This window comes from Streptomyces sp. SID13726, assembly GCF_010548375.1.
Taxonomy (GTDB): Bacteria; Actinomycetota; Actinomycetes; order Streptomycetales; family Streptomycetaceae; genus Streptomyces.
The window spans coordinates 115104-138253 of sequence record NZ_JAAGLY010000019.1 but is presented as its reverse complement, the minus strand read 5'-3'; the positions used below and the strand labels follow the sequence as shown (position 1 = coordinate 138253).

Sequence of the window (23150 nt, the reverse complement as noted above, 5' to 3'; positions counted from 1 at the left end):
CCCGATCCCCCGATCAAGAGGTCTCTCCCGGTCCGTGCCGGGCCGTTCCACGCTGGTCCGGACGAGAGGAACGCAAACATGCTCACTTTGGTGACAGGTACGACAGGACAGGTCGGCCGGCGCTTCGTCCCGAGGTTGCTCGCGCAGTCCCGGCCCGGGGAGCAGGTACGGGTGCTGGTACGGGACGCGGCCCGCGCCGAGCCCTTCGCGGAACTCGGCGCCGAGGTCGTCGTAGGAGATCTGCGGGACACGGAGGCGCTCGGCAAGGCGGTCGCAGGGGCCGACGCCGTCGTGAACGTCGCCGCGGCCTTCCGGGGCGTGCCGGACGAGGAGGCGCGGGCCGTGAACCGGGACGCGGCGGTGGAGCTGGGGCGGGCCGCGGCGGCCTCAGGCGTTCGGCGGTTCGTGCAGGTCAGTACCGGTCTTGTCTACGGCACCGGGCGCGGGCGACCGCTCACCGAGGACGACGAGTCCCTTCCGGGCGGGTCGATGTGGGGTGCCTACCCGGAGTCGAAGGCGGAGGCCGAGCGGTCGTTGCTCGGGCTGGAGGGGCTCGACGTAAGGATCGCCCGGCTGCCCTTCGTGTACGGCGAGGGGGATCCGCATCTCGCGCAGTCGCTGATGTGGGCGAAGAACTGGGCGTCGGCCCAGCGGCTGCACGTGGGCCACCACGCCGATGTGGCCCAGGGGTTGCTGCGGATTCTGCACGCGCCGGGGATCGCGGGGCGGGTGTACAACATCGCCGACGACGCGCCGGTGACGGCGGTGGAGTTGCATCAGCTCAACGGGGTGGAGATTCCGGGGGAGTTGTACGAGCGGGTCGATCCGGATCCGTGGCTGGTGATCATGTCCACGGAGCGGATTCGTAGGGAACTGGGGTATCGGCCTGTGTATCCGTCTGTTTATGCCGCGCGGGAGGCGGGGGCGCTCTGAAAAGCAGGCCGATTGTCGTCTGCCGGCCGGTGGGGGCTGGTCGCGCCCACGCGGCGGAGCCGCATATCGATGCAGCCCCGCGCCCCTGGGTAGATCTAGTCGACGCCTCTAATACGGCCGACCAGTACCGCCCCCGCCAAACCCACCGCTGCCGCCAGTCCGTACAGCACCCTGTATCCCCCCAGGTGCGTCACGATCGGTGCGGCCAGTGCGGGGGCGGCCACCTGGGGGAGGGCGTTGGCCACGTTGATGACGCCCAGGTCCTTTCCGCGGTCCGCCGCCTTCGGCAGGACATCCGTCATCAGGGCGAAGTCGACCGACATGAAGACGCCCAGGCCCACCCCCAGCAGCGCCGCCACGATGATCGCGCTCGGCCAGGTCTGCCAGACGGCCAGCAGTCCCGTGGCCACCGCCATCAGCAGACCCGACCAGCGCACGAACGGCTTGCGGCGGCCCACCCGGTCCGACCAGACGCCGCCCACCACGACGGTCGCCAGCAGGGCCACGCTGTCCACCGCCGTGAGGATCAGCACGCCCTGTTCGGGGTCGTCGCGGTGGAGGCGGTCGCGCAGGTAGTAGAGGAGGTAGAGGATCACCAGCGCGTTGCTGAGGTTGATCAGGAAGCGGGTCAGCCAGGCCCACGCGAAGTCCGGATACGCGCGCGGGCTCAGCCAGAAACCGCGCGTGAACCCGCGCCAGGACCAGGGCGGTCGGTCCGTGGCCGGCAGGGTCAGGTCGCGGTGGCGGAGCACGTACGGCAGCACACCCGCCAGCGTGAACACCGCGCACGCCGCATAGCCCGCCGCGATCCCGCCCGCCGCCGTGGCGAGGCCGGTGCCGACGACCGCGCCGAGGATCTGCGCGGCCCCGATCCAGCCGCCCACCGCGCCCCGCTGGAGCCGTGGCACCCGGTCCGGCACGGCGGCCGTGACCGCCGCGAAGGCCGCGTTCAGGGTGAGTTGGACCAGGCACCAGCCGAGCATCATGAGCCACAGCCCGCCCGCCCCGGCGAGCACCAGCAACGACAGCGCGCCGCCCGCCGCACCGGCCACGATCCAGGGGCTACGGCGGCCCCAGCGGGCCGTGGTCCGGTCCGACAGGGCGCCGAAGAACGGGTTGGCCGCCAGCGACACCACCGCGCCCACCCCGGTCACCCAGGCCAGCAGCGTCTCCTTCGACATCCCGGTGCCGGGCGCGAAGTCCTCCGCCTGCCGGGCCAGCAGGATCTGGAGCGGGCCGTACCAGCCCACCCAGATCGCCACGTTGGCCAGCGACAGGGACGCGGTCCAGCCCTTGCCGACCCGCTCGACGGGCTCGGCGAGAGCCGTGCTCACCGCTGGGCCCTGAGCAGGTCGCGGTACCAGTCGTACGACGCCTTCGGGGTCCTGGCCCGGGTGTCGAAGTCGACGTGCACCAGCCCGAAGCGCTGCGCGTACCCCTCCGCCCACTCGAAGTTGTCCATCAGCGACCACACGAAGTAGCCGCGTACGTCCACGCCCGCCTCGACCGCCTTGTGCAGCGCGCGGATGTGGCCGTCCAGGTAGGCGATCCGGTTCCGGTCGTCGAGACCGTCGTAGGAGCAGCCGTTCTCGGTGATGACGACGGGCGGGAGCCGGTCGCCGTAGCGCTCGTGGAAGGCGGTGAGGAGTTCGGTGAGCCCCTCCGGGACCACCGGCCAGCCGAAGTCCGTCACCGGGACGCCCTCGATCTCCTGGACGGAGAAGGGGAGTTCGGCGGGGATCGTCAGGCCGCCGAACTCGATGTCCTCGCCCTGCGGGGCGCCCACGCGGGTCGGGGCGTAGTAGTTGACGCCGTAGAAGTCGAGGGGCTCGCTGATGACCTTGAGGTCCGCGGCCACGTCGCCCGGCATCAAGTCGCCGAGCCCTGAGGGGTATTCGCCGAGCAGGACGGGGTCGGCGAACAGGCGGTTCAGGAGCAGGTCGTAGAAGTCGGCCGCCTCCAGGTCCGGTTGGTCCTGGGAGGCCGGCCAGGTCGGGCCGTGCGAGTTGGCGATCCCGATGTCCGTGGCGCCGGCCGCGCGCAGGGCCTGTACGGCCAGGCCGTGGCCCAGGAGTTGGTGGTGGGCGGCGGGCAGCGCGTCGAACATCAGCTGCTTGCCGGGGGCGTGGGCGCCCAACGCGTGGCCGAACAAGGTGTGTTCGGCGGGTTCGTTGATGGTGATCCACTTCTTGACGCGGTCGCCGAGACGGTCGGCGACGACGGAGACGTACTCGGCGAAGCGGGAGGCGGTGTCCCGGTTCAGCCAGCCGCCCTCCTCCTGAAGGGACTCCGGCAGGTCCCAGTGGAAGAGGGTCGGGACCGGACGTACGCCCGCGGCGACCAGTTCGTCCACGAGACGGTCGTAGAAGTCGAGGCCCTTGTCGGTGCGGACCCGCGGCCAGGAGATCGAGAAGCGGTACGCGTCCACGCCCAGGCCCGCCAGGAGGGAGACGTCCTCGCGGTAGCGGTGGTAGTGGTCGCAGGCCACGTCCGCCGTCGAGCCGTCCTTCACCCGGCCGGGCTCGGCCGTGAACGCGTCCCACACGGAGCGTTCGCGCTCGTCCGCCGCGCCCTCGATCTGATGGGCCGAGGTCGAGACGCCCCACAGGAAGCCGGCCGGGAACGGGGGGATCGGATGCTCTTGAGTCGCCATGCGCCGGATCATCGGTACCGGCGGGTAGGGAAGTCAACGGGCGGGCGGGAAGAACGAGTTACGCGCCCTCTTTGAGTACTTTCGAGATCAGTCTGCGCTGTTCTTCCGTCAGTCGGGGATCGGCCGCGTACACCGTCCTGCCGTCCACGGTGATCTCGTAACTGAAGCCGTCCGGAACGCCGATGGGCCGGGTGGTCCGGCCGGCCGCGAGAGCCTTCTCGGCCAGGGCCTGCCATTCGTGGGCATCGGGCAGCCCCGAGGTGTCGACCACCTTGTGCCGCTCGATGCCCGCGAACCCGCCCGTGCGCCTCACCTGAATACGCATGGGTCCCTGTCTAGTACGGACTCAGAGGATCCGCACCCCGACCTGCTCCCAGGCCTTCGACACGGCCTGGAGTTCCTCGCCGCCGTCGCCGAAGCGCTCGCGCGCGGCCTTGACGGTCAGCTTGGCGAAGTCGTTGAACAGGGCGCGGTCGCTCAACTCGCCGCCGGTCAGGACGTCGTACCAGATCTGGCCGGCGCGCTCCCAGGCGTTGCCGCCGAGGGCGGTCGCGACCAGGTAGAACGCGTGGTTCGGGATACCGGAGTTGATGTGCACGCCGCCGTTGTCGCGGCCGGTGCGGACGTAGTCGTCCATGGTCGCGGGCTGCGGGTCCTTGCCGAGCACGTCGTCGTCGTACGCGCTGCCCGGCTCCTTCATCGAGCGCAGGGCCTTGCCGGTGACGCTGGGGGCGAGGAGGCCCGCGCCGATCAGCCAGTCGGCCTCGGCGGCGGTCTGGCCGAGCGTGTACTGCTTGATGAGCGAGCCGAAGACGTCGGACATCGACTCGTTGAGGGCGCCCGGCTGGCCGTAGTACGTGAGGTTCGCCGTGTACTGCGTGACGCCGTGGGTGAGTTCGTGGCCGATGACGTCGATCGGGATGGTGAAGTCGAGGAAGATCTCGCCGTCGCCGTCGCCGAACACCATCTGCTCGCCGTTCCAGAAGGCGTTGTTGTAGTTCTCGTCGAAGTGCACGGTCGCGTCGAGCGGGAGGCCGTCGCCGTCGATGGAATGGCGGGTGTATGCCTTCAGGTACAGCTCGAAGGTGGCGCCGAGGCCGGCGTAGGCGCGGTTGACGGTGGCGTCCTGGCCGGGGTCGGAGCCCTCGGCGCGGACCTTCGTGCCCGGCAGGTCGGTCCTGTGCCCGGCGTCGTAGATCGTGCGGAGAGGTTGGTCCGATGAGGCCTTCGCCGGTGGTGTGGCGGCGAGGCCGAACTCGGTCGTGACGCGGCGGCGGCCGCGCAGTTCGCTGTCGCGCATCAAGGTGCGCTGGGCGGGACCGGAGAGTGCGGGGTCGTCGTTCCGGGCCAGCTTGTCGAGGACATGCGGCGGAATGACGGTACAGAAGACGGGCTCGAAGCCCCCGTTGGTCGTCATGTGCGGCACCCTTGCACTGAGTCATGACCGTGTCACTAGCCGCAACCATGATTGGTGAAATATACGGACAGAGATGCGCACGCTCCGTGACGAAGTGGTATGGCGCACTTTTTGTCCCGTTTACCTCTCGGGTCCCGCATACTGATACGGCGCCCCGCACCCGAACCGGCTCGGCTAGCATGCTTCGCATCATGCGTTTCGGGCTGCTTCTTCTTAGCTGCCGCGGCGAGGGCCTGTAGTCCAGGTCGACTCCCTCCCCGCGGAGCTTCGTGTTGCGTGTCGGCCGTCCTTTCCGGACATCCATAGGAGCCCCGCAATCATGGCGAACCGCCAGCAGCCCAGCACCATGCCGATCCACAAGTACGGCCAGTACGAGCAGGTCGACATCCCCGACCGCACCTGGCCCGAGCAGCGGATCACCGCCGCTCCCCGCTGGCTCTCCACCGATCTGCGCGACGGCAACCAGTCCCTGATCGACCCGATGTCGCCCGAGCGCAAGCGCCGGATGTTCGACCAGCTGGTCAAGATGGGCTACAAGGAGATCGAGGTCGGGTTCCCGGCGTCCGGGCAGACGGACTTCGATTTCGTGCGGTCGATCATCCAGGAGCCGGGTGCGATCCCGGACGACGTGACGATCTCCGTACTGACCCAGGCCCGCGAGGACCTGATCGAGCGCACGGTGGAGTCCCTGAAGGGCGCCAAGCGCGCCACCGTCCACCTGTACAACGCCACCGCCCCCGTCTTCCGCCGGGTCGTCTTCCGGGGCTCCAAGGACGACATCAAGCAGATCGCCGTGGACGGCACCCGTCTGGTGATGGAGTACGCGGAGAAGCTGCTGGGCCCGGAGACGGAGTTCGGCTACCAGTACTCGCCGGAGATCTTCACCGACACCGAGCTGGACTTCGCGCTGGAGGTCTGCGAGGCGGTGATGGACGTCTACCAGCCGGGTCCGGGCCGCGAGATCATCCTCAACCTGCCTGCCACGGTGGAGCGTTCGACCCCGTCCACGCACGCGGACCGCTTCGAGTGGATGAGCCGCAACATCTCCCGCCGTGAGCACGTGGTCATCTCGATCCACCCGCACAACGACCGCGGCACCGCCGTCGCCGCCGCCGAACTGGCGCTGATGGCCGGCGCCGACCGTGTCGAGGGCTGTCTGTTCGGACAGGGCGAGCGCACCGGCAACGTCGACCTGGTGACCCTGGGCATGAACCTGTTCTCGCAGGGCGTCGACCCGCAGATCGACTTCTCCGACATCGACGAGATCCGTCGTACGTGGGAGTACTGCAACCAGATGGAGGTCCACCCGCGCCACCCGTACGTGGGCGACCTGGTCTACACGTCCTTCTCCGGCTCCCACCAGGACGCCATCAAGAAGGGCTTCGACGCGATGGAGGCCGACGCGGCGGCTCGCGGGGTCACCGTCGACGACATCGAGTGGGCGGTGCCGTACCTGCCGATCGACCCGAAGGACGTCGGCCGCTCCTACGAGGCAGTGATCCGGGTCAACTCGCAGTCCGGCAAGGGCGGTATCGCGTACGTCCTGAAGAACGACCACAAGCTGGACCTGCCCCGCCGGATGCAGATCGAGTTCTCGAAGATCATCCAGGCCAAGACGGACGCCGAGGGCGGCGAGGTCACCGGGTCCGACATCTGGGCGACCTTCCAGGACGAGTACCTGCCCAACCCCGAGAACCCGTGGGGCCGTATCCAGGTCCGCAACGGCCAGTCGACGACCGACACCGACGGCGTGGACACCCTGCGCGTCGAGGCCACGGTCGACGGCGAGGACACCGTTCTGACCGGCTCGGGCAACGGCCCGATCTCGGCCTTCTTCGACGCGCTGCAGAAGGTGGACGTGGACGCGCGGCTGCTGGACTACCAGGAGCACACGATGAGCGAGGGCGCCTCCGCGCAGGCCGCGTCCTACATCGAATGCGCGATCGACGGCAAGGTTCTGTGGGGAATCGGCATCGACGCGAACACGACGCGTGCGTCGCTGAAGGCGGTCGTCTCCGCCGTCAACCGAGCCGCTCGATAACCCCTCTGACCGGCGGTTTCGGGGCCTTGGTCGCTGTATACGGCGATCAAGGCCCCGTCGTTTATCGGCCATCGGCACGTGGAGGTCACGAGCAGGTCTCGTCGGGGGTGCTGACTCCGCCTCGCAGATGTGGCTAACATCACGCAAGCGCGGCGATGTTGCCGCGGGGTTACGCGGAGGTGTGACGTGCTGCCAGGACGGGGACGAAACGGCCGTGCTACCAGGCCTGCGCGCCTCCTGGGCACCCGTACCGCGTGGACGACCGTCGGCGACGGCGAATTCTTCTGCCCCGGCTGCGGGGGCGACCGCAACTACCAGCGCCTGAGCGGCCGCCGCCGTATCGTCGTGCTGGGCGTCCCGGTCCTGCCGCGCGGCGACACCGCACCGGTGGTCGAATGCGCGTCCTGCCAACGCCACTTCGCCCTGGACGTGTTGGACCACCCCACCACCACCCGCTTCTCGGCGATGCTCCGCGACGCCGTCCACACGGTCGCCCTCGCGGTCCTCGCGGCGGGCGGCACCTGCTCCCGCACCTCCCTGGAGGTTGCCGCCGCCACGGTCCGCGCGGCCGGCTTCGAGGACTGCACCGAGGACCAGCTCGACGCCCTCGTCGAGGCCGTCGCCGAGGACACCGGCCGCGTCCACGACCGCCCCTGCGGCGCCGGCCTAGCCATAGAGCTCCACGAGGCCCTGGATCCCCTGGCCCCCCACCTCGCCCCACCCGGCCGCGAATCGATCCTCCTCCAGGCCGCCCGCATCGCCCTCGCGGACGGGCCGTACACACCGGCGGAACGGGACGTGCTCTCGACGGTGGGGACGGCGCTGACGATCTGCGCGGACGATGTGACCAGGTTGCTGGCGGCGGCGCGGACGCCGTCCTAGAGCGGCACGGACGCCGTCCTAGGGCGGCACGGGCGCCGTCCTGGGACGGATGAGGGACCGGTGCCCGCTCGGCGTCAGACTCGGGGTCAGACTCGGGGTCAGATGGGCATTGGGCCCAGGTCGCAGTCGACGCGGCGCCAGGCCGCAGCTTTCACGTACGTCGAGTGGTCGGGGCCGAGTCGTTCCCTCAGCTCTCCGAGGGCCACCGAGTGCAGCGCCGCGGCCTCGTCGTCCTGCCCCAGGGCGCGCAGGTCCATCGCGATATGGGTGCGCAGGACCAGCGTGGTGGGATGGGAGCCGCCCAGGGTCTCCCGCATCGCGTCGAGGGCCCAGTCGTCCAGCGTGTGCGCGCCGCCCACGTCCTCCTGTGCGAACAGGTCGTTGGCCAGGGTCATGGAGGCGACCAGGGTGCGCGGATGAGTGTCGCCCAGCGTCTCCCTGAACCGCTCCAGCGCGGCTTCGTCGATCTGCCGCGCGGCGTCGATCTCGCCCAGCCACCTGAGCGTCACGGCGAGATCGACCCCGGCGGACAGGGTGACCGGATGGTGCTCGCCCAGCTGTTGCGCATACTGCTCACGGACGCGCTCGCCCAGTGAGCGAGCGGCGTCGAGCTCCCCGTTGTCCCGCAGGGTGAGCGAGCGGGTCAGGGCGGCGCGCAGCACCTCCGGGTCCCGATTGCCGTACCGGGCGGTCAGGGCGGTCAGGGCGGTGCGCGAGTTGGCCGCCGCTTCGTCGTGGAGACCGGCTCTGCGCTGTGCGGCGGCCAGCCTGGCGAGGCACATCAGTGTCTTCGGATGGTCCGCGCCGTAGAGATCCCTGGTCTGCTCCAGGAGGTCCACGTACAGATGCACGGCCTTCCGGTGGCGGCCCAGCTCCCGGTGGCCCGCCGCGATCGCGGACCGTGCGGACAGGCAGAGCGGGTCGCCCTGACCGAGCAGTTCCTCCCGCCGCCGCAGGGTTTCCTCGTCCAGCTTCAGGGCCCGTCGGTAGTCCCCGTTCAGGCGCAGGCACATCGCGAGGTCGGCCGCGCACCCCAGAGTGAGGGGATCTTCCGGTCCGAACTGCCGCAGTGCACGGGCGTGGATGTCCTCGTTGACCTCCAGCGCACCACGGAAGTCGCCGCGGGACCTGATGTCTCCGGCGACTTGCATCCTGAGGCTCAGATAGACCTCCTCGTCCTCTTCCTGGAGCCCGGCCGCCTCCGCCATGCTGAGCAGCCGATCGCCGAGCGCCGACGCCTCCGAGTAGCGTCCCGTCCGCCGCAGCGCCATGTGCAGGAGGACGCCGAGTGTCAGGGTCTGCGGATCACCGTCGCCGAACCTCTCCCGCCAGAGCGCGTAGGTGCGTTCGGCGAGATCCCGAGCGCTCGTGTGATCCTCCCGTGCGAGCAGGTACGAGATCACCGACAGCACCAGCCGGCGCGTCGCGCGATGGTCGGACTCCACCGCCTGCGAGGCGAGGACGTGCGGATACAGCTGGGCGAAACGCGGCCAGTTGCGCGGGTCGTGCAGTTCGCCGGTCCAGCTGCCGGCGAGCAGCAGATGGGCTCCGTGCCGATAACGCACGCGCTGCTCTTCGGACATACGGGACCGCAACAGAGCCTGGACCAGCCGGTGCAGTGTGATCGTGTCGGTGCGGTGGTCGATCCGGGCGAGGGAGTAGCGGTTGATCTCCCGGAGAGCCCTGGCGAACTGGAGGGGGTCGCCGAGGACGCGGTCGAGATCCGGGTCGATGCGCTCGCCGGTGCGCTGGGCGAAGAGATGGCGTGGCACGGGCTTCGGCGCGAGGTAGGAGCACAGCTCCAGCAGGCGCAGGGCCGCCGGGCTCCGTTCCTCAAGACGCCCGAGGGAGACACCCCAAGCGCTCGCGATGGTGTCCCCGTACTGCGTCGCTGAGGAGGTGTGCATCAGCTCCGCGCTGATCTCCTCGAACAGCCGCACATATTCCTTCGGTGACATTCCCGTCTCGGCGCGCCAGGCCGATGCCTGTTCCACCGCCAGAGGCAGGTCTCCCAAGGTCTCGGCCAGCAACTCGGCCTCGTCGTCGGTCACATCGGGATTGCGTCGCCTCAGGAGCGCCACGCTCTCGTGCCGTTCGAAGACGCCGACCTCCAACGGATGGGCCAGAGCGTTCCATTGAGGGTTGCGCGAGGTCACGAGCACCGCCCCCGCGGGGCCGCCCTCGAAGCGGCTCGGGAAGCAGTCCTGGATGGCTTCGGGGCTGTCCGCGTTGTCGAAGACCAGGAGCCAGTTGCCGTAGGGGATTCCGGTCCGGAGCGCTTCCAGCACCGCGGGAATCGCCGTCGAGGCCATGGAGGAGACCGAGACCTGAAGTCGCTCGGCGAGTTCGACGAACGCCTGGCGGATCAGGGCCGGCTGTTCCGCCGGGATCCACCACACCAGGTCGTAGTTGGTGGCGTACCGGTAGACGTACTCCAGGGCCAGCTGCGACTTGCCGATGCCGCCCATGCCGTGCAGGGCCTGCGGCAGCGCGGCCGTCACCGGGTTGGCGAGCAGCGACTCCTCAAGCGCTTCGAGCAGCTCCTCCCGGCCGGTGAAACTGGCGTTGCGGGGCGGGACGTTCCCCCAGACCATGGGCCTGGTCCGGTTCCGGTCGCTCTCGGCGGGCCGGCCGTGGGGCACAGTCACTGACATGTGGTTCTCTCCTGGATCCGCGCGCGCGGTGTCGGCCGCGACGACGGTGTGCTGTTCCAGTGGTCCGATCGAGTACACCAGTCTCGATCGTGCGGTGTCGTACGGGTGGTCGTCGGCTTCGTCCGGTTCGGCCGCCACCGCGGTCCGGCCGGCGGTGCGTACGGAGCCGGTGTTCTCCAGAGCGTCCAACTGCCGTGCCCGGCGGGCGTGAGGGCCGCTCAACGCGTGCAGGACGGCGCGTTCGACGCTTCTGAACTCCTGGTCCGTGTCCGGAGCGGGGGCGACGGTCGCCGCCTCGCCCCGCAGATACGACAGCAGGCTCCGCGCCGCCGAGTTCGTCGGGGCGAGGATCTCCGCCGCCCGCTCGATCACCCGCTCGGTGGCGGTCCGCGAGCCGTAGGCCAGCAGTTCCTCCCGCACCCCGTCGACGAAGGCGTAGGCCAACCGGCCGCGGGAGCCCGGTGGTCGGAGCGTGAGCAGGTCGCTGAGCAGGAGTTCCGCCAGGTGCTGGGGGTCGGAGCCGGGCAGCACACACTGCTGGACCTCGGTCACGCCGCCCAGGCCGAGGGGGACCGCCGCGAGGCGGGTGGCCAGCCGGAACGCGTCGGGTGAGGCCCAGCCTCTGAACGTCGCGACCCGGACAGCGGGTTCGGGCTCGCTTCCGGAGTCGGATCGCGGCGCCGACGGGACCGGCTCGGGTCCGGTCGGCGAGGCGAACACGGCGGCCAGCTCCACCTCGCGCGGCTGCTCCCCGCCCACGAACCGGGCCCATGGCTCCAGCCACTCCGGGCGCCCTTCGAGCACCGGGACCGGTACGGCCGCGCCCCGCGCCGCGCGACGGCCCAGCAGCGCGGAGAGCGCCTCGGCGGGCTCCCAGGCGGGCTGTCGGCCCGGCGTCCACGGCCCCGACGCCCGCAGCGCCACTCGCGACGGATGCAGGCCCGTACGGTGCCACAGGCGCTGCGGGAGCATGTGCAGCACCGCCACCGGTTGCCGCCGTCCCCACAGGGCCAGCAGCCGCTGGGCGGCGCCCGAACGCCAGGCGGGGGCCAGCCCGTCGGTCAGCACGAAGACGACCGACCGGCCCGTCGGATCGACGAGTCCGCGGGGCGCGGCGGAGCGGGACCCGGTGGCGGAGCCGGGCAGCCGTACGGTGGCCTGTCCGGCCTGTGCCGTGTCCAGCGAGAGTTCCGTGACGTCGCGGAATCCGCCGAAGGCGCGGACGATCCGCGCGAAGCGCGCCGCGGTGTCCTGCCACAGCGCCATGCGAGGCGCGGAGTCCACCAGCAGCACAGCCCGCCAGCGCCGCTCCGGCGTGGGCCGCAGCACGGGCGGCAGGAACGGGGCGGGCGCGAGGAGTTCGGCGGTGGCCTCCTCGTCCAGCTCACTCGTGTGCGCCGACGCGACGGTCGTACGGAAGGCGCGCAGCGCCCGGCCCAGGGCGCGGTCGCCGGGTGGCGAGGACGTCCGGGACACCACCTCGTACGCCCGCGCGCCGACCCGCTCGGGCCCCGGGGCCACCCCGTCCGCACGGTGCTGCGCGGTCTCGCCGGTCCCGACGGGAGCGGGCTCGGGGAGGTCGGGCTCCGGGCCCCTGCCCTCGGTGGCGGACGCGCGGTCGGTCGTACGTTCGTCCGGGGCTGCCTCCGACGCCGAACTGCCGCTCTCGGCCACCGAGTCGGGGTCGGGGCCGTCCGACGCCCCGGCCAGCCAGGCGTGTTCGCTCGCGAGCCACAGTGCGTCCGCGATCTCCCGGGGATGCAGGTGCCGCTCCGAGCGGGCCGTGCTCGCCGTGTCCCGGCCGGGCGTCACCCCGTGCCCGCCTCTTCACCGCCCAGTCGGTGCCAGATGGCTTCCAGGAGTTCGGACCACTCCTCGGGCTGGTGCGCGTAGTGCCCGGACGTCACCAGGTGTACGGCGTTGAGGAGTTGGTCGGCGGCGAGACCGCCCACCTGTTCGCTCCTGCGGAGGAAGTCGCGGATCAGCGCCTCCTGAGGCGGGCCCAGCCGGTCGCCGAAGTGGGCGGAGACCATCTCCCCGAGCGCCGCCGCGCCGGGATCGGGGACGTCCAGGCGGAGGCACCGGCGCATGAACGCCTCGGGGAACTCGCGTTCGCCGTTCGAGGTCATCACGATGACGGGAAACGCGTGGCAGCGTACGACGCCCGCCGTGATCTCGGCCGTGCCGCCCGGATCCGCCGTGTGGACGGTCACCGCGGGTTCCTGAGGCTTCACCCGGACCAGGGGAGGGATCTCGTAGTGGCCGTCCTCGAAGAGGGTGAGCAGGTCGTTGGGGAGATCGACGTCGCACTTGTCGAGTTCGTCGATCAGGAGCACCCGCGGCAGCCGGTAGGGCAGCAGGGCGGTGCCCAGCGGGCCCAGCTGCACGAAGGCGCCCGTGCCGGGACGGTCGGTGTCCCGCACCGCCTGGGCCCGCCCGATCGCGTCGTACTCGTAGAGCCCCGACAGGAGGGTGGTGCGGCTGGTGACGGACCAGTGCAGGACGCGTCCCAGCCGTAGCTCGCGTGCGATCCGGTAGGCGAGGCCCGACTTGCCGACGCCCGGACGCCCGGTCACCAGCAACGGGCGGCGCAGCAGCAGGGCCGCGTTGACCATGCGCACCTCTTCCGGCAGCGGGGTGCGCGTCCCGCCCGGCCGGCCGAGTCTGCGGTCGGCCTCCTCGTCGTCAGGCGGCTCCGGCATCGTCGCCGGAGTGGAGAAGGTGCGCCACGGCGGTCCGGCGGGCCAACTCCGCTTCCCGTAGGGCGCCTTGGGCACCGGTACGCCTGTGCCCCGGTAGAGGAGCGCTTCGCTGTCCGTCGAGTCGTTCACTCGGTTCCCCCCACGAAGGTCACGGGAGCGGTCGGGCCCCCGTCGAGCAGTTGCTCCGGATCGTCGTAGACCATGGCCATCGCGCGGATGACCGCCGGGTCGTACGCACCGGTCTTCTCCATGTCGGCGGCGAACCGCCACTGGTTGGCGAGCCGGGGCAGACCGGCCAGGCCGGCCTCGGCCAGGGCGTCCCGCCAGGGCGCGGCCGCTCCGCCCGGGCGGTGGTACATCAGGACGGCGAGCCCGAGATCCAGTGCGAGGCCGACCTCCCGCTCGCCCAACGTGCCGCGTCTCCAAGGTGGTTCGCACAGCAGCAGGCCGACCACGTCGTTGTTGCCGCCGACCGTCGCGCCCAGGCGGCTCAGGTGTTTCGCGCCGGTGAGCGAGGGATCGGGGAGGCACACATGGACCTCGCCGTTCGGGTGCGGGACGCTCCGGCCGTTCGTCCTGTTCTCCTGCCAGCGGGCCCAGCGCCGGCGCCAGGCGTTGTGGAACCGCGACCGCTGCATCCGCTCCAGACTGTGCACCGTCACCTCGTAGGCGTGGAACAGCGGGTTGCCGTAGTCGAGTGTCGGATCGCGATTCCACCATTCCACTGGCTCGTCGAGCAGCTCCAGCGGGAGGAAGAAGTCCAGCGCGACAGGGTCCGAGCGGTGGTGGCACAGCTCCGCGACCCGCGTCAGCAACTCGGCCACCCGGGCGTTGAGTTGTCTGCGGGTCACCGGCGCCCGGGCCTCGGGTTCCTGCTCCGGGTGCAGGGTGGCGGAGTCCGGGAAGTTCAGGCGGGCCGAGACGTGGTAGCGCGGGGTGCGGCGACGCGTACCCCCGGGCTGGGGCGTGCGGTCGGGGCTCACACAGATGTAGAGGCGGATCGGCGGCCGGGGCTCCTGACGGCCCGTCGCACCGCTGACCGGGCCGGAGCGGGCGGCGCGGCCGGTCGACTCCATGCTCTTGCGCAGGCCGGACAGACCGGAGTCGTCCAGCAGTTCCCACTCGGCGGCGAAATGATCGTTCCAGGCGCGTATCTCGGTGACGGCGGAGGCGAGTTCGGGGCGCTGGGCGAGGTGTTCGAGGAAGACCATGCTCGATGGCAGCTCACCGGGCCCGGAGTTGAGGTCGGCGAGGTTCACGAAGGCCTGCCAGGGTGTCGTGCTGTGCGCGGGCAGCATCCGCCGGCCACCCGTCGACAGGGCGAACAGGCCTGCCAGGTCGCCCGGTTCCGCCAAGGGCCGGTGGAGCGCGTCGCGAAGGGCGTGCCAGTCGCGGCCCGCGTAGACCCGATGGGCCCGCCATTCGTCGACCAACGGCTGGAGCCGGAGTCCGAGTGCCGGAGCGAGGGTCCTGGTCACGTCGACCAGTTCCGCCAGCCCCTCGTCCTGTGCGGCACAGGCGCTGACGACGCCGACGAACTCCTGGCGGGGCACGGCGTAGATCTCCTGCGGCACCCCTTCGACCTGCGCGTTCACCTGCCGGCGCCACAGCCGGCGCCCCGCCTCGTCCGTCAGCCCGTCGGCGGACTCGTCGAGCACCGTCACGATGTCGGCGACGAGGCCCCTCTCGACCTCGTCGAATCTGCGACGCCTTGTCACGCGTGTGCCCCTTCGTGTCCCGGCGGGGCGACCCGGAAGCGCTCATGGCGCCGGGAGACGCTGCACGCCCCCGGCGCTTCCCCCGTACTCCACCGGGAGTAAAACACCCCCCGTGCCACCCCTGGAAGTATCCCGTAACTCGCCCTGCCACCCGACGACTCCGCCTCTTCCCACCGGAGGACCGGAACCTGCCCGGACAGTCGGGGCTCACGCTGGTGGCGCGGGACCGGGTCCCATTGGTCGTCGTGGCGTACGGGTCCGGGACGGGGACACCGGGAACCATGGGACGGTGACGCTCACCTTTCCCTGCCGCATCCTCTTCAGCCGCACCCACCTCCGCCGCGCCCTCCTCACCGCCGCCGTCCTGCTCACCGCGCTCACCGCCACCACGTCCGCCTCCGCCACCACGCCCGCCTCCGCCGCAGCCGACTGCCCGTCCTCCGTGCCGTACGTCTCCGGCGACGGCGGCTACTCCGCCTACCGCGTCCCGGCCGCCGTCACCACGCGCCGGGGCACGGTTCTCGCCTTCGCCGAGGGGCGTCGGGACGGGGCCGGGGACACCGGGAACATCGATGTCGTGCTCCGGCGTTCCGGCGACGGTGGCTGTACCTGGGGGCCGCTGGAGGTCGTCGCCGCCGGGGACGGTGACACACGGGGGAACCCGGCGCCGGTGGTGGACCCGCGCACCGGCACGGTCGTGCTGCTGACCTCGTACAACAGCGGGGCGGTGACCGAGGCGCAGATCATGCGGGGCGAGGTGAGTGCCGAGCGGAGCCGCAGGGTGTTCGTGCAGCGCAGCCGGGACGACGGGGTGAGCTTCACGGCCCCGCGGGACATCACCGCCGAGGTGAAGCCCGCGGACTGGCGCTGGTACGCCACCGGGCCCGGACACGCGGTCGCCCTCACCCACGGCCCGCACGCCGGACGCCTCGTCGTCCCCGCGAACCACTCCGCCGCCCCGCCGCCCGGCTCCCCGGACACCGGCCAGGAGGCCCGGTACTACGGCGCCCACGCACTGCTCAGCGACGACGGGGGCCGCAGCTGGCGGCTCGGCCTCGTCGACGACTCCTACGACGGCCTGGACAACGCCAACGAGTCGACGGCGGCCCAACTCCCCGACGGCCGCCTCTACTTCAGCTCCCGTGACCAGAACGGCACGAGCCCCGGCAACCGGCTGGACAGCTACTCCAGCGACGGAGCCGAGACCCTCGACCGCCCCTACGCCGTCCAGCCCACGCTGAACGACGTGCCCGTGGTGCAGGGGAGCGTCCTCCAACTCGCCGCAGATAAAGCCCCGTTGCTCTTCTCCGGACCCTCCGTGCCGACGGCCCGCTACGCGATGGCGATCTGGAGCAGCCGGGACGGCGGAGCGACCTTCCGGAAGGCGCTGACCCTGTCGGAGCAGCGCGCCGGGTACTCCGATCTGGTGCCGGTCGGGCTCCGACAGGTCGGCATCCTCTACGAGACGGGCGTGACGGGGACGTACGAGACCGTCGAGTTCCGGCGGGTCCCGGTGGACGCGCTCTAGGTCCAACTCCCCGGCGGTTTCAGCCAGTTGAGCACGTGCCACGCCCCGCGACGCCGGACATGCCCTACAGCAGCCCCGCCCCCGCCAGGAACTTGCCCACCTGCTCCACCTCCGCCTCCGACAGCGGCACCTGCGGCTCGGCCGTGGCCGGGCAGGCGATCACACCTCGCAGGTGCAGGGCCGCCTTGAAGGCGCCGAGGGCCGAGGAGGAGCCGCCCATGCGGGCCGGGTCGCCCACCCGGACCATGCCGAACAGGGTGCACAGCCGCTCCTGTTCGGCGCGGGCCGCGTCCCAGTCGCCCGCGCGGCACAGCCGGTCGAGGCGGACGTAGCCCTCGGGGTCGACGTTGGCGAGGCCGGGCACCGCGCCGTCCGCGCCCACCGCGAGGGCCGCGTCGATGATGAGCTCGGAGCCGGTCAGGACGCTGAAGCCGCTGATGTCGGGGCGGGTGCGGGCGCCGGAGACCACCGTGCGGAAGCCGGCGAGGTCGCCGCTGGAGTCCTTGAGGCCGGCCAGGACGCCCTCGGCGGCCAGGTCCAGCACGACATCGCCGGGGAGCTTGCTGTGGACGCCGCTCGGCAGGTCGTAGGCGATGACCGGGACCGGGCTGCCTGCCGCGACGACACGGTAGTGGCGGGCGATCTCCGCCGGGTGGGTGCTCGTGTAGAAGGGCGCGGTGACGACCACCGCGTCGGCCCTCGCCGCCGCGACCGCCCGGACATGGTCCAGGACCCGGGCCGTCGTCATGTCGATCACCCCGGCCAGCACCGGGAGCTGGCCTCCGACGTGCCCGGCCACCGTCTCGACGACCAGTCTGCGCTGGGCGTCGGTCAGGAACGCCACCTCGGACGTCGTGCCGAGCACGAACAGTCCGTGCACCCCGCCGGTGACCAGATGGTCGACGAGCCTGAGCAGTGAGGGGACGTCCACCTCGCGGTCCGGTGTCAGGGGCGTGCAGACGGGCGGGACGACACCGGTCAGCGGGGTGGGCAGGGTCATCGGGGCTCCTCGGTGGTGCGGTGGCTCTGACGGACGAGATCGCCCGTCGACTGGTCCTCCTGCACCGGATGGTGACACCGGAAACGGTGTCCTGGGGCCGACGCGGCCGAAAAGTCCGGCATGTCCGACGCGCAGACCTCGTCCGCCTTCCAGCAGCGGGTGCGGAAGGGACAGCCACTCGGCGGCCGGGTCGCCGACGGGACCGGGCCCACCAGCGGGATCGGGTCGATCGGGTGCAGCAGTCCCGGGGTCGCGGAGAACAGGGCCCGGGTGTACGGGTGCCGGGCCCGGTCCGTGACGATGCCGGCCGGGGACTCCTCGACGATCCGGCCCAGGTACATGGTGATCACCCGGTCGCTCATCCGCCGTACCGTCTGGATGTCGTGCGAGACGAACACCAGGGCCAGGCCCAGGCGTTCCTTCAGGTCGAGCAGCAGGTTCAGGATCTGCGCGCGCACCGACACGTCCAGGGCGCTCGTCGGTTCGTCGGCCACCACCAGCCGGGGCTCCAGCGCCAACGCCCGTGCGATCGCCACGCGTTGGCGCTGGCCGCCGGAGAGCCGGCCCGGCAGCGCGTCGGCCAGTGCGCGGGGCAGACCGACCAGGGACATCAACTCCCTTACCCGGTCCTCGCGTTGCGCCTTCGTACCCCGGTCGTGCACGTCCAGCGGGTCGCGCAGGATCTGCCGTACGGGAAGCCGGCGGTTGAGCGCGGTCGACGGGTCCTGGAAGATCATGCCGGTGCCCGCTCCCACGGTCGTCCGGCGCTCGGCGGCCGGCATCGACCACAGGTCGCGGCCCTGGAAGGTCACCGTCCCCGAGGTCGGCCGCTCCACCCCCACCAGCACCTTCGCCAGCGTCGACTTCCCGCACCCGGACTCGCCGACCACGCCGACCGTCTCACCGGGGGCGATCACGAGGTCGGCGCCGGTCAGGGCGTGGACCCGGTCCCGGGTGAACAGGCCGCCGCTGCGGGCCTTGTGCACGACATGGGCGCCGGACACCTCGACGACCGGGGCCGCCGCACCGCCCGCGGTCGCGCCGGCCGCCCCGTCGGTGTAGGGCTTCACCGCGCCACCTCCGCCGTCGCGAGCTCGATCGCCGGGTGATGGCAGGCCGCGGTGTGCGTCGGCGGGCCGGTGAGGACCGGGGCGGTGCTCCGGCACACCTCGCTCGCCAGCGGGCACCGGTCGGCGAACCGGCAGCCCGCCGGGAAGTCCGCGGGCGCCGGGACGACCCCCTTGATCTGGGTCATCCGCTCCTCGGCGGACTCCAGCGACAGCACACTGCCGAGCAGCCCGCGCGTGTAGTGGTGGGCCGGCGACTCCACGAGGTCCGCGGTCACGCCGGTCTCCACGATCTGGCCGCCGTACATCACCACGACCCGGTCGGTGACGTCCGCGACGAGGGCGAGGTCGTGCGAGACGAGGATCAGCGCGAAGCCCAACTCCTCGCGCAGCCGCAGCAGCAGCTCTATGACCTGCGCCTGCACGGTCACGTCCAGCGCGGTCGTCGGCTCGTCGGCGACGATCAGCTTCGGGTCCCGGGAGAGCGCCATCGCGATCAGCACCCGCTGCCGCTGCCCGCCGGAGAGCTCGTGCGGATAGCTGCGCAGGGTGCGGTCGGGGTCGAGGCCGACCATCGTCAGCAGGTCGGCGGGGCTACGGTGGCCTCCGCGCCGTACGAGCTGCTTCAGCTGGGCGCGGATCGTCATCGCCGGGTTCAGCGAGGACAGGGCGTCCTGGTAGACCATCGCCATCTCGTGCCCGAGGAGCCGGCGCCGGACGCGGGCGGGCTCGTTGGTCAAGTCGCGCTGGTCGAAGCGCACTTGGCCCCGGACGCGGGCGCCACGGGGTTGCAGCCCCATCACGGTGAGCGCGGTCAGCGACTTGCCGCAGCCCGACTCGCCCACCAGGCCGACCACTTCACCGGCCCGCACCTCGAAGCTGATCCCGTCGACGATGTCGACACCGCCGTGCCGGTCGTCGAAGCCGATGGCGAGGTTCTCGACCGCCAGTACCGGCCGGTGCTCCGAGGGGCGGGGGCGGGCCCGGAAACGCAGCCGGGCGGCGGCCGCCGTCAGCCCGGGCAGCTGGAGCACCTCTCCGCTCCCCGGCTCCGGCGCCTCCACCGGGTCGTCCTCGCCCCGCACCTCGACGTCCCGTCCCGCCGGCGCGGCCCACGCGTCCGACACGCCCTCCGACAGGACGTTCAGCGACAGCACGGTCACCAGCATCAGCAGCCCGGGAAAGACCGTCGCCCACCAGCCCCCGGTCAGCACCATGTTCTTGCCGTCGGCGATGACACTGCCCCAGGACGGGTCCGGGGGACGCACACCCGCCCCGATGAAGGACAGCGACGCCTCGAACACGATCGCCTCGGCGACCTGCACCGTGCAGAACACCAGGACGGGAGCGGCGCAGTTGATCGCCACGTGCCGCCAGACGATGTGCGGGGTGCGCGCGCCGATCACCCGCTCGGCCGTCACATAGTCCTCGCCGTACTGGTCGAGGACGTTCGCCCGGACCACCCGGGCCACCGGCGGGGTGAACAGGAACGCGATGGCGCAGATCAGCACGGTGATCCCGCCGCCGAACACGGCGACCAGCACCGCGGCCAGCGCGATCCCCGGGAACGCCATCACCACGTCCAGGCAGCGCATCAGCGTCTCGTCGACGGCCTTGCGGGAGGTCGCCGCGACGGCACCGATCACCGCGCCCACGACCAGCGCCAGCGCGGTCGCGCCGAGCCCGATCGCCAGCGACCAGCGCGCCCCGTACATCAGCCGGCTGAGGATGTCCCGGCCGAGGCTGTCCTGGCCCATCCAGTGCGCGGCGGAGGGCGCGCCGGTGCCGACGACCGGGTCCTGCTGGTCGAGCGGGTCGTCGGGGGCGATCAGCGGGGCCAGCAGGGCGACGAGGACCACGACCGCCAGGAAGCAGAGGGCGACCTTCGACAGCAGCGGCAGCCGGCGCCAGCCGCGCAGCCGGACGCCGGGCCGGGAGAGGGCCCGCGCGAGCCCCTTGCGGGTGAACATCAGGCGGCTTCCCTCAGTCGCGGGTTGACCAGCAGATAGAGCACGTCGATCACGAGGTTGACGACGACGAAGCCGAACGCCGTCGTCAGGACGACACCCTGGACGACGGCCGGGTCGCCGTTCCGCACGGCGTCGATCATCAGCTTGCCCATGCCGGGCAGCGAGAAGATCGTCTCGATGACGACCGCGCCGCCGAGGAGATAGCCGACGCGCAGCCCGAGGACGGTGAGCGGGTTGATGAGGGCGTTGCGCAGCACGTTGCGGCCCACCACCACGCGCGGCGGCAGCCCGCTGCCGATCGCCGTGCGGACGTAGTCCTTGTCGAGCTCCTCGACCACCGACGTCCGTACGATCCGGGTGAGTTGGGCCGCCACCGGCAGGGACAGCGCGAGCGCCGGGAGCGCCATGGTCCGCAGCCAGCCGGTGAAGGAGTCCGCCGGGTTGATGTAGCCGCCGGCCGGGAACCAGCCCAGGTCCACCGCCAGGTACTGGATCATCAGCAGCGCCAGCCAGAAGCCGGGGGCCGCGACGCCGGTCAGCGAGACGACCCGGATGACCTGGTCGGGCAGCCGGTCCCGGTAGATCGCCGCGGTGACCCCGCCGAGCAGCGACAGCACGACCGCGATGCCGAGGCCCAGGAAGGTCAGCTGGAGGGTGAGCGGCAGGGCGGTGGCGACCTGGTCGACCACCGGTGAGCGGGTCAGGGCGCTGGTGCCCATGTCGCCGTGCAGGAGGTCGCCCACGAAGTCGACGTAGCGCACCGGCAGCGGGTCCAGCAGGCCGTTCCGCTCGCGGAAGTCGTGCAGTTGCCGCGGGGTGGGGTTGGCGCCCTGGAAGAACGCGGACGCCGGGTCGACGTCCGAGAAGCGCATCACCAGGAACACGAACAGCACGATCCCGAGCACCAGCGGGACGAGCAGCACGAGACGGCGGGCGAGGATCCGTACGACAGCTGTCATGCCGTCAGACCCACCTGGCCTGGAGGAGGTTGATGCCGGGATACGGCTGCGCCCTTATCCCCGAGAGCTTCCTCGGGTCCCAGGCGGTCATCAGTTCGTTGTGCACGACCGGGTAGAGCACGGCCTGTTCGGCGACCACGTCGATGTAGTCCTGGATCATCGCCTTCTTCCGGACGGCGTCCGGCTCCCGGGTGGCCCGGTCCATGTCCTTGAAGAGCTTCTTCGCGACCGCGTTGTCGGCCCAACGGGTGTAGCCCATCCAGAGGTTGGCGGGCCCGTAGTTGTAGTGCATGATCAGGTCGGCGTCGAGGCCGAACTGGTTGGGGTTCGAGGCGGCGGCGACGACCTGGTAGTCCTGCTTCTGGTCCATCTTGGTGAAGACGGCGGTCGTCTCCTGCGGGTCCAGGGTCGTGCGCACCCCGATCGCGTCCCAGGACGCCTTGATGGTCGGCAGGCAGTCGACGATCCAACTCACGTTGACGGACAGGATGTTGATCCGCAGCCCGCTGACCCCGGCCGCCTTCAGCAGGGCCTTCGCCTTGTCGGGGTCGTAGTCGTAGACCGTCTTCGCGCGCCGGTGAGCCGGATTGCCCTCGTTGAGGAAGGACGACGACGGCTTGCCGTGGCCCTTCAGCGCCACCTCGACCATCTTCCCGGTGTCGATGGCGTAGTGCAGCGCCTGCCGCACCCGGACGTCGTCGAAGGGCTTGTGCCTGGTGTTGAACATCAGGAACAGGTTGTTCATCCCGGCCCCGCCGCCGACCGACAGCCCGTCGCTCTCCAGCCGGCCGATGTTGGCGTACGGGATGTTGTCGGCGATCTGCGCGCCCGCGCCGGCCCCGGAGATCCGGGCGACGCGCGGGGCGGCGTCCACGATCGTCAGCCAGTTCATCTTCCGGAAGGTGGGCCTGCGGGGGCCGTTGTAGTCGTCGAAGGCGGCGAAGGTGGTGTTCGACTTCGGATGGTGGGCGGTCTGGCGGTACGGCCCCGACCCCACCGCGAGCCCCTTGATCGCGTCGTCCCAGCCTCCGGGCCTGGAGAAGACGTGCTTCGGCATGATCTTCGCGAGGGTGAGCCGCGAGAGCCCCTCGGGGAAGGGGAACTTCAGGACCAGCTCCACCTGTCGGGCGTCGACCTTGCGGACCTCCTTCAGCCAGCTCGCGAAGAAGCCCTTGGCGAGGGTCTGGGTCTTCGGGTCGAGGATCCGGTCGAAGACGAAGACCACGTCGTCGGCGGTGACGGGCTTGCCGTCGTGGAACTTCGCGCCCGCGCGCAGCCCGAACCTCCAGGTGGTGGCGCTCGGGTTCGCCGGTACGGCGGTGGCGAGCGCCGGGTAGGGCTCGCGGGTGATGGGGTCGGTGTCCAGCAGCCCCTCGTAGACATGGTTGTTGGCGGCCATGCAGAACGCCGACGCCGTCTGCGTGGGGTCCCAGCTGCCGTCGTTGCCGTAGCCGATGACCGCGGTCAGGGTGCGGTCCGCGCCGGTGCCGCCGGTGTCGTTGGTCGACTCCGGCCCGGACGAACAGGCGGCCAGCGACGACGACAGTGCCGCGGCGGCGCCCAGCGCGCCGGAGTACTTCAGGAACGACCGGCGGTCCGGCGCGTCGCGGGTCACGTCGTGCACGG

Annotated in this window: 16 protein-coding genes; 4 read left to right on the top strand and 12 right to left on the bottom strand. The window is 71.3% G+C overall.

Annotation, left to right across the window (positions count from 1 at the left end; all coding sequences use genetic code 11):
* Window positions 1–78 precede the first annotated feature (78 nt).
* Entirely contained in the window at window positions 79–933 is an 855-nt protein-coding gene (locus G3I78_RS35845; RefSeq protein WP_164432517.1) for an NAD(P)-dependent oxidoreductase, read from the top strand.
* 95 nt (window positions 934–1028) lie between these two features.
* Here G3I78_RS35845 and G3I78_RS35840 read toward each other — a convergent pair whose 3' ends face one another.
* From G3I78_RS35840 to G3I78_RS35825, 4 genes are read right to left on the bottom strand one after another with little or no spacing between them, the layout of a single operon-like run.
* On the bottom strand, window positions 1029–2267 hold the full coding sequence (locus G3I78_RS35840) for an MFS transporter (protein ID WP_164432515.1): 1239 nt from the start codon (window positions 2265–2267) through the stop codon (window positions 1029–1031).
* Window positions 2264–3586 carry a GH1 family beta-glucosidase gene (locus tag G3I78_RS35835; protein WP_164432513.1) on the bottom strand — a complete coding sequence of 441 codons (1323 nt, stop codon included), beginning with the start codon at window positions 3584–3586 and terminating at the stop codon, window positions 2264–2266. The genes G3I78_RS35840 and G3I78_RS35835 overlap by 4 nt, the downstream gene beginning before the upstream one ends.
* A gap of 58 nt (window positions 3587–3644) precedes the next feature.
* Complete coding sequence (locus tag G3I78_RS35830; RefSeq protein ID WP_164432511.1) at window positions 3645–3911, bottom strand: protealysin inhibitor emfourin; 267 nt, start codon at window positions 3909–3911, stop codon at window positions 3645–3647.
* A 21-nt stretch (window positions 3912–3932) separates the two neighbouring features.
* Window positions 3933–5003, bottom strand: coding sequence for a M4 family metallopeptidase (locus G3I78_RS35825; protein ID WP_164432510.1), 1071 nt, complete (start codon window positions 5001–5003; stop codon window positions 3933–3935).
* 319 nt (window positions 5004–5322) lie between these two features.
* On the opposite strand from G3I78_RS35825, the gene leuA reads away from it, so the two are divergent.
* Window positions 5323–7044 carry a 2-isopropylmalate synthase gene (leuA, locus tag G3I78_RS35820; RefSeq protein WP_164432508.1) on the top strand — a complete coding sequence of 574 codons (1722 nt, stop codon included), beginning with the start codon at window positions 5323–5325 and terminating at the stop codon, window positions 7042–7044.
* A 186-nt stretch (window positions 7045–7230) separates the two neighbouring features.
* Window positions 7231–7926, top strand: coding sequence for a TerB family tellurite resistance protein (locus tag G3I78_RS35815; RefSeq protein ID WP_164432506.1), 696 nt, complete (start codon window positions 7231–7233; stop codon window positions 7924–7926).
* 98 nt (window positions 7927–8024) lie between these two features.
* On the opposite strand, the gene fxsT is transcribed toward G3I78_RS35815, so the two are convergent.
* Genes fxsT through G3I78_RS53300 form a run of 3 tightly spaced genes read right to left on the bottom strand, consistent with a single transcriptional unit; the run spans window position 8025 to window position 15000 of the window.
* A complete protein-coding gene (gene fxsT / locus G3I78_RS35810) occupies window positions 8025–12392 on the bottom strand; it encodes an FxSxx-COOH system tetratricopeptide repeat protein (protein ID WP_343243945.1) in 4368 nt (1455 codons plus the stop codon).
* On the bottom strand, window positions 12389–13411 hold the full coding sequence (locus tag G3I78_RS35805) for a MoxR family ATPase (protein ID WP_164432504.1): 1023 nt from the start codon (window positions 13409–13411) through the stop codon (window positions 12389–12391). The genes fxsT and G3I78_RS35805 overlap by 4 nt, the downstream gene beginning before the upstream one ends.
* Complete coding sequence (locus G3I78_RS53300) at window positions 13408–15000, bottom strand: hypothetical protein (protein ID WP_164432503.1); 1593 nt, start codon at window positions 14998–15000, stop codon at window positions 13408–13410. The genes G3I78_RS35805 and G3I78_RS53300 overlap by 4 nt, the downstream gene beginning before the upstream one ends.
* 364 nt (window positions 15001–15364) lie before the next feature.
* Between G3I78_RS53300 and G3I78_RS35795 the strand changes: the two genes are divergently transcribed.
* A complete protein-coding gene (locus G3I78_RS35795; RefSeq protein WP_239158272.1) occupies window positions 15365–16528 on the top strand; it encodes a sialidase family protein in 1164 nt (387 codons plus the stop codon).
* A gap of 64 nt (window positions 16529–16592) precedes the next feature.
* Here G3I78_RS35795 and G3I78_RS35790 read toward each other — a convergent pair whose 3' ends face one another.
* Genes G3I78_RS35790 through G3I78_RS35770 form a run of 5 tightly spaced genes read right to left on the bottom strand, consistent with a single transcriptional unit; the run spans window position 16593 to window position 23148 of the window.
* A complete protein-coding gene (locus G3I78_RS35790; RefSeq protein ID WP_164432501.1) occupies window positions 16593–17528 on the bottom strand; it encodes a dihydrodipicolinate synthase family protein in 936 nt (311 codons plus the stop codon).
* Window positions 17525–18598: an ABC transporter ATP-binding protein gene (locus tag G3I78_RS35785; protein ID WP_164432500.1), complete on the bottom strand. Its 1074-nt coding sequence runs from the start codon at window positions 18596–18598 to the stop codon at window positions 17525–17527. Before G3I78_RS35785 ends, G3I78_RS35790 begins: the two co-directional genes overlap by 4 nt.
* Window positions 18595–20565: a dipeptide/oligopeptide/nickel ABC transporter permease/ATP-binding protein gene (locus G3I78_RS35780; protein WP_164432499.1), complete on the bottom strand. Its 1971-nt coding sequence runs from the start codon at window positions 20563–20565 to the stop codon at window positions 18595–18597. Before G3I78_RS35780 ends, G3I78_RS35785 begins: the two co-directional genes overlap by 4 nt.
* A complete protein-coding gene (locus tag G3I78_RS35775) occupies window positions 20565–21524 on the bottom strand; it encodes an ABC transporter permease (RefSeq protein WP_164432498.1) in 960 nt (319 codons plus the stop codon). The genes G3I78_RS35780 and G3I78_RS35775 overlap by 1 nt, the downstream gene beginning before the upstream one ends.
* 4 nt (window positions 21525–21528) lie before the next feature.
* Window positions 21529–23148, bottom strand: a complete 1620-nt coding sequence (locus tag G3I78_RS35770) for an ABC transporter substrate-binding protein (protein ID WP_164432497.1) — start codon at window positions 23146–23148, stop codon at window positions 21529–21531.
* Window positions 23149–23150 lie beyond the last annotated feature (2 nt).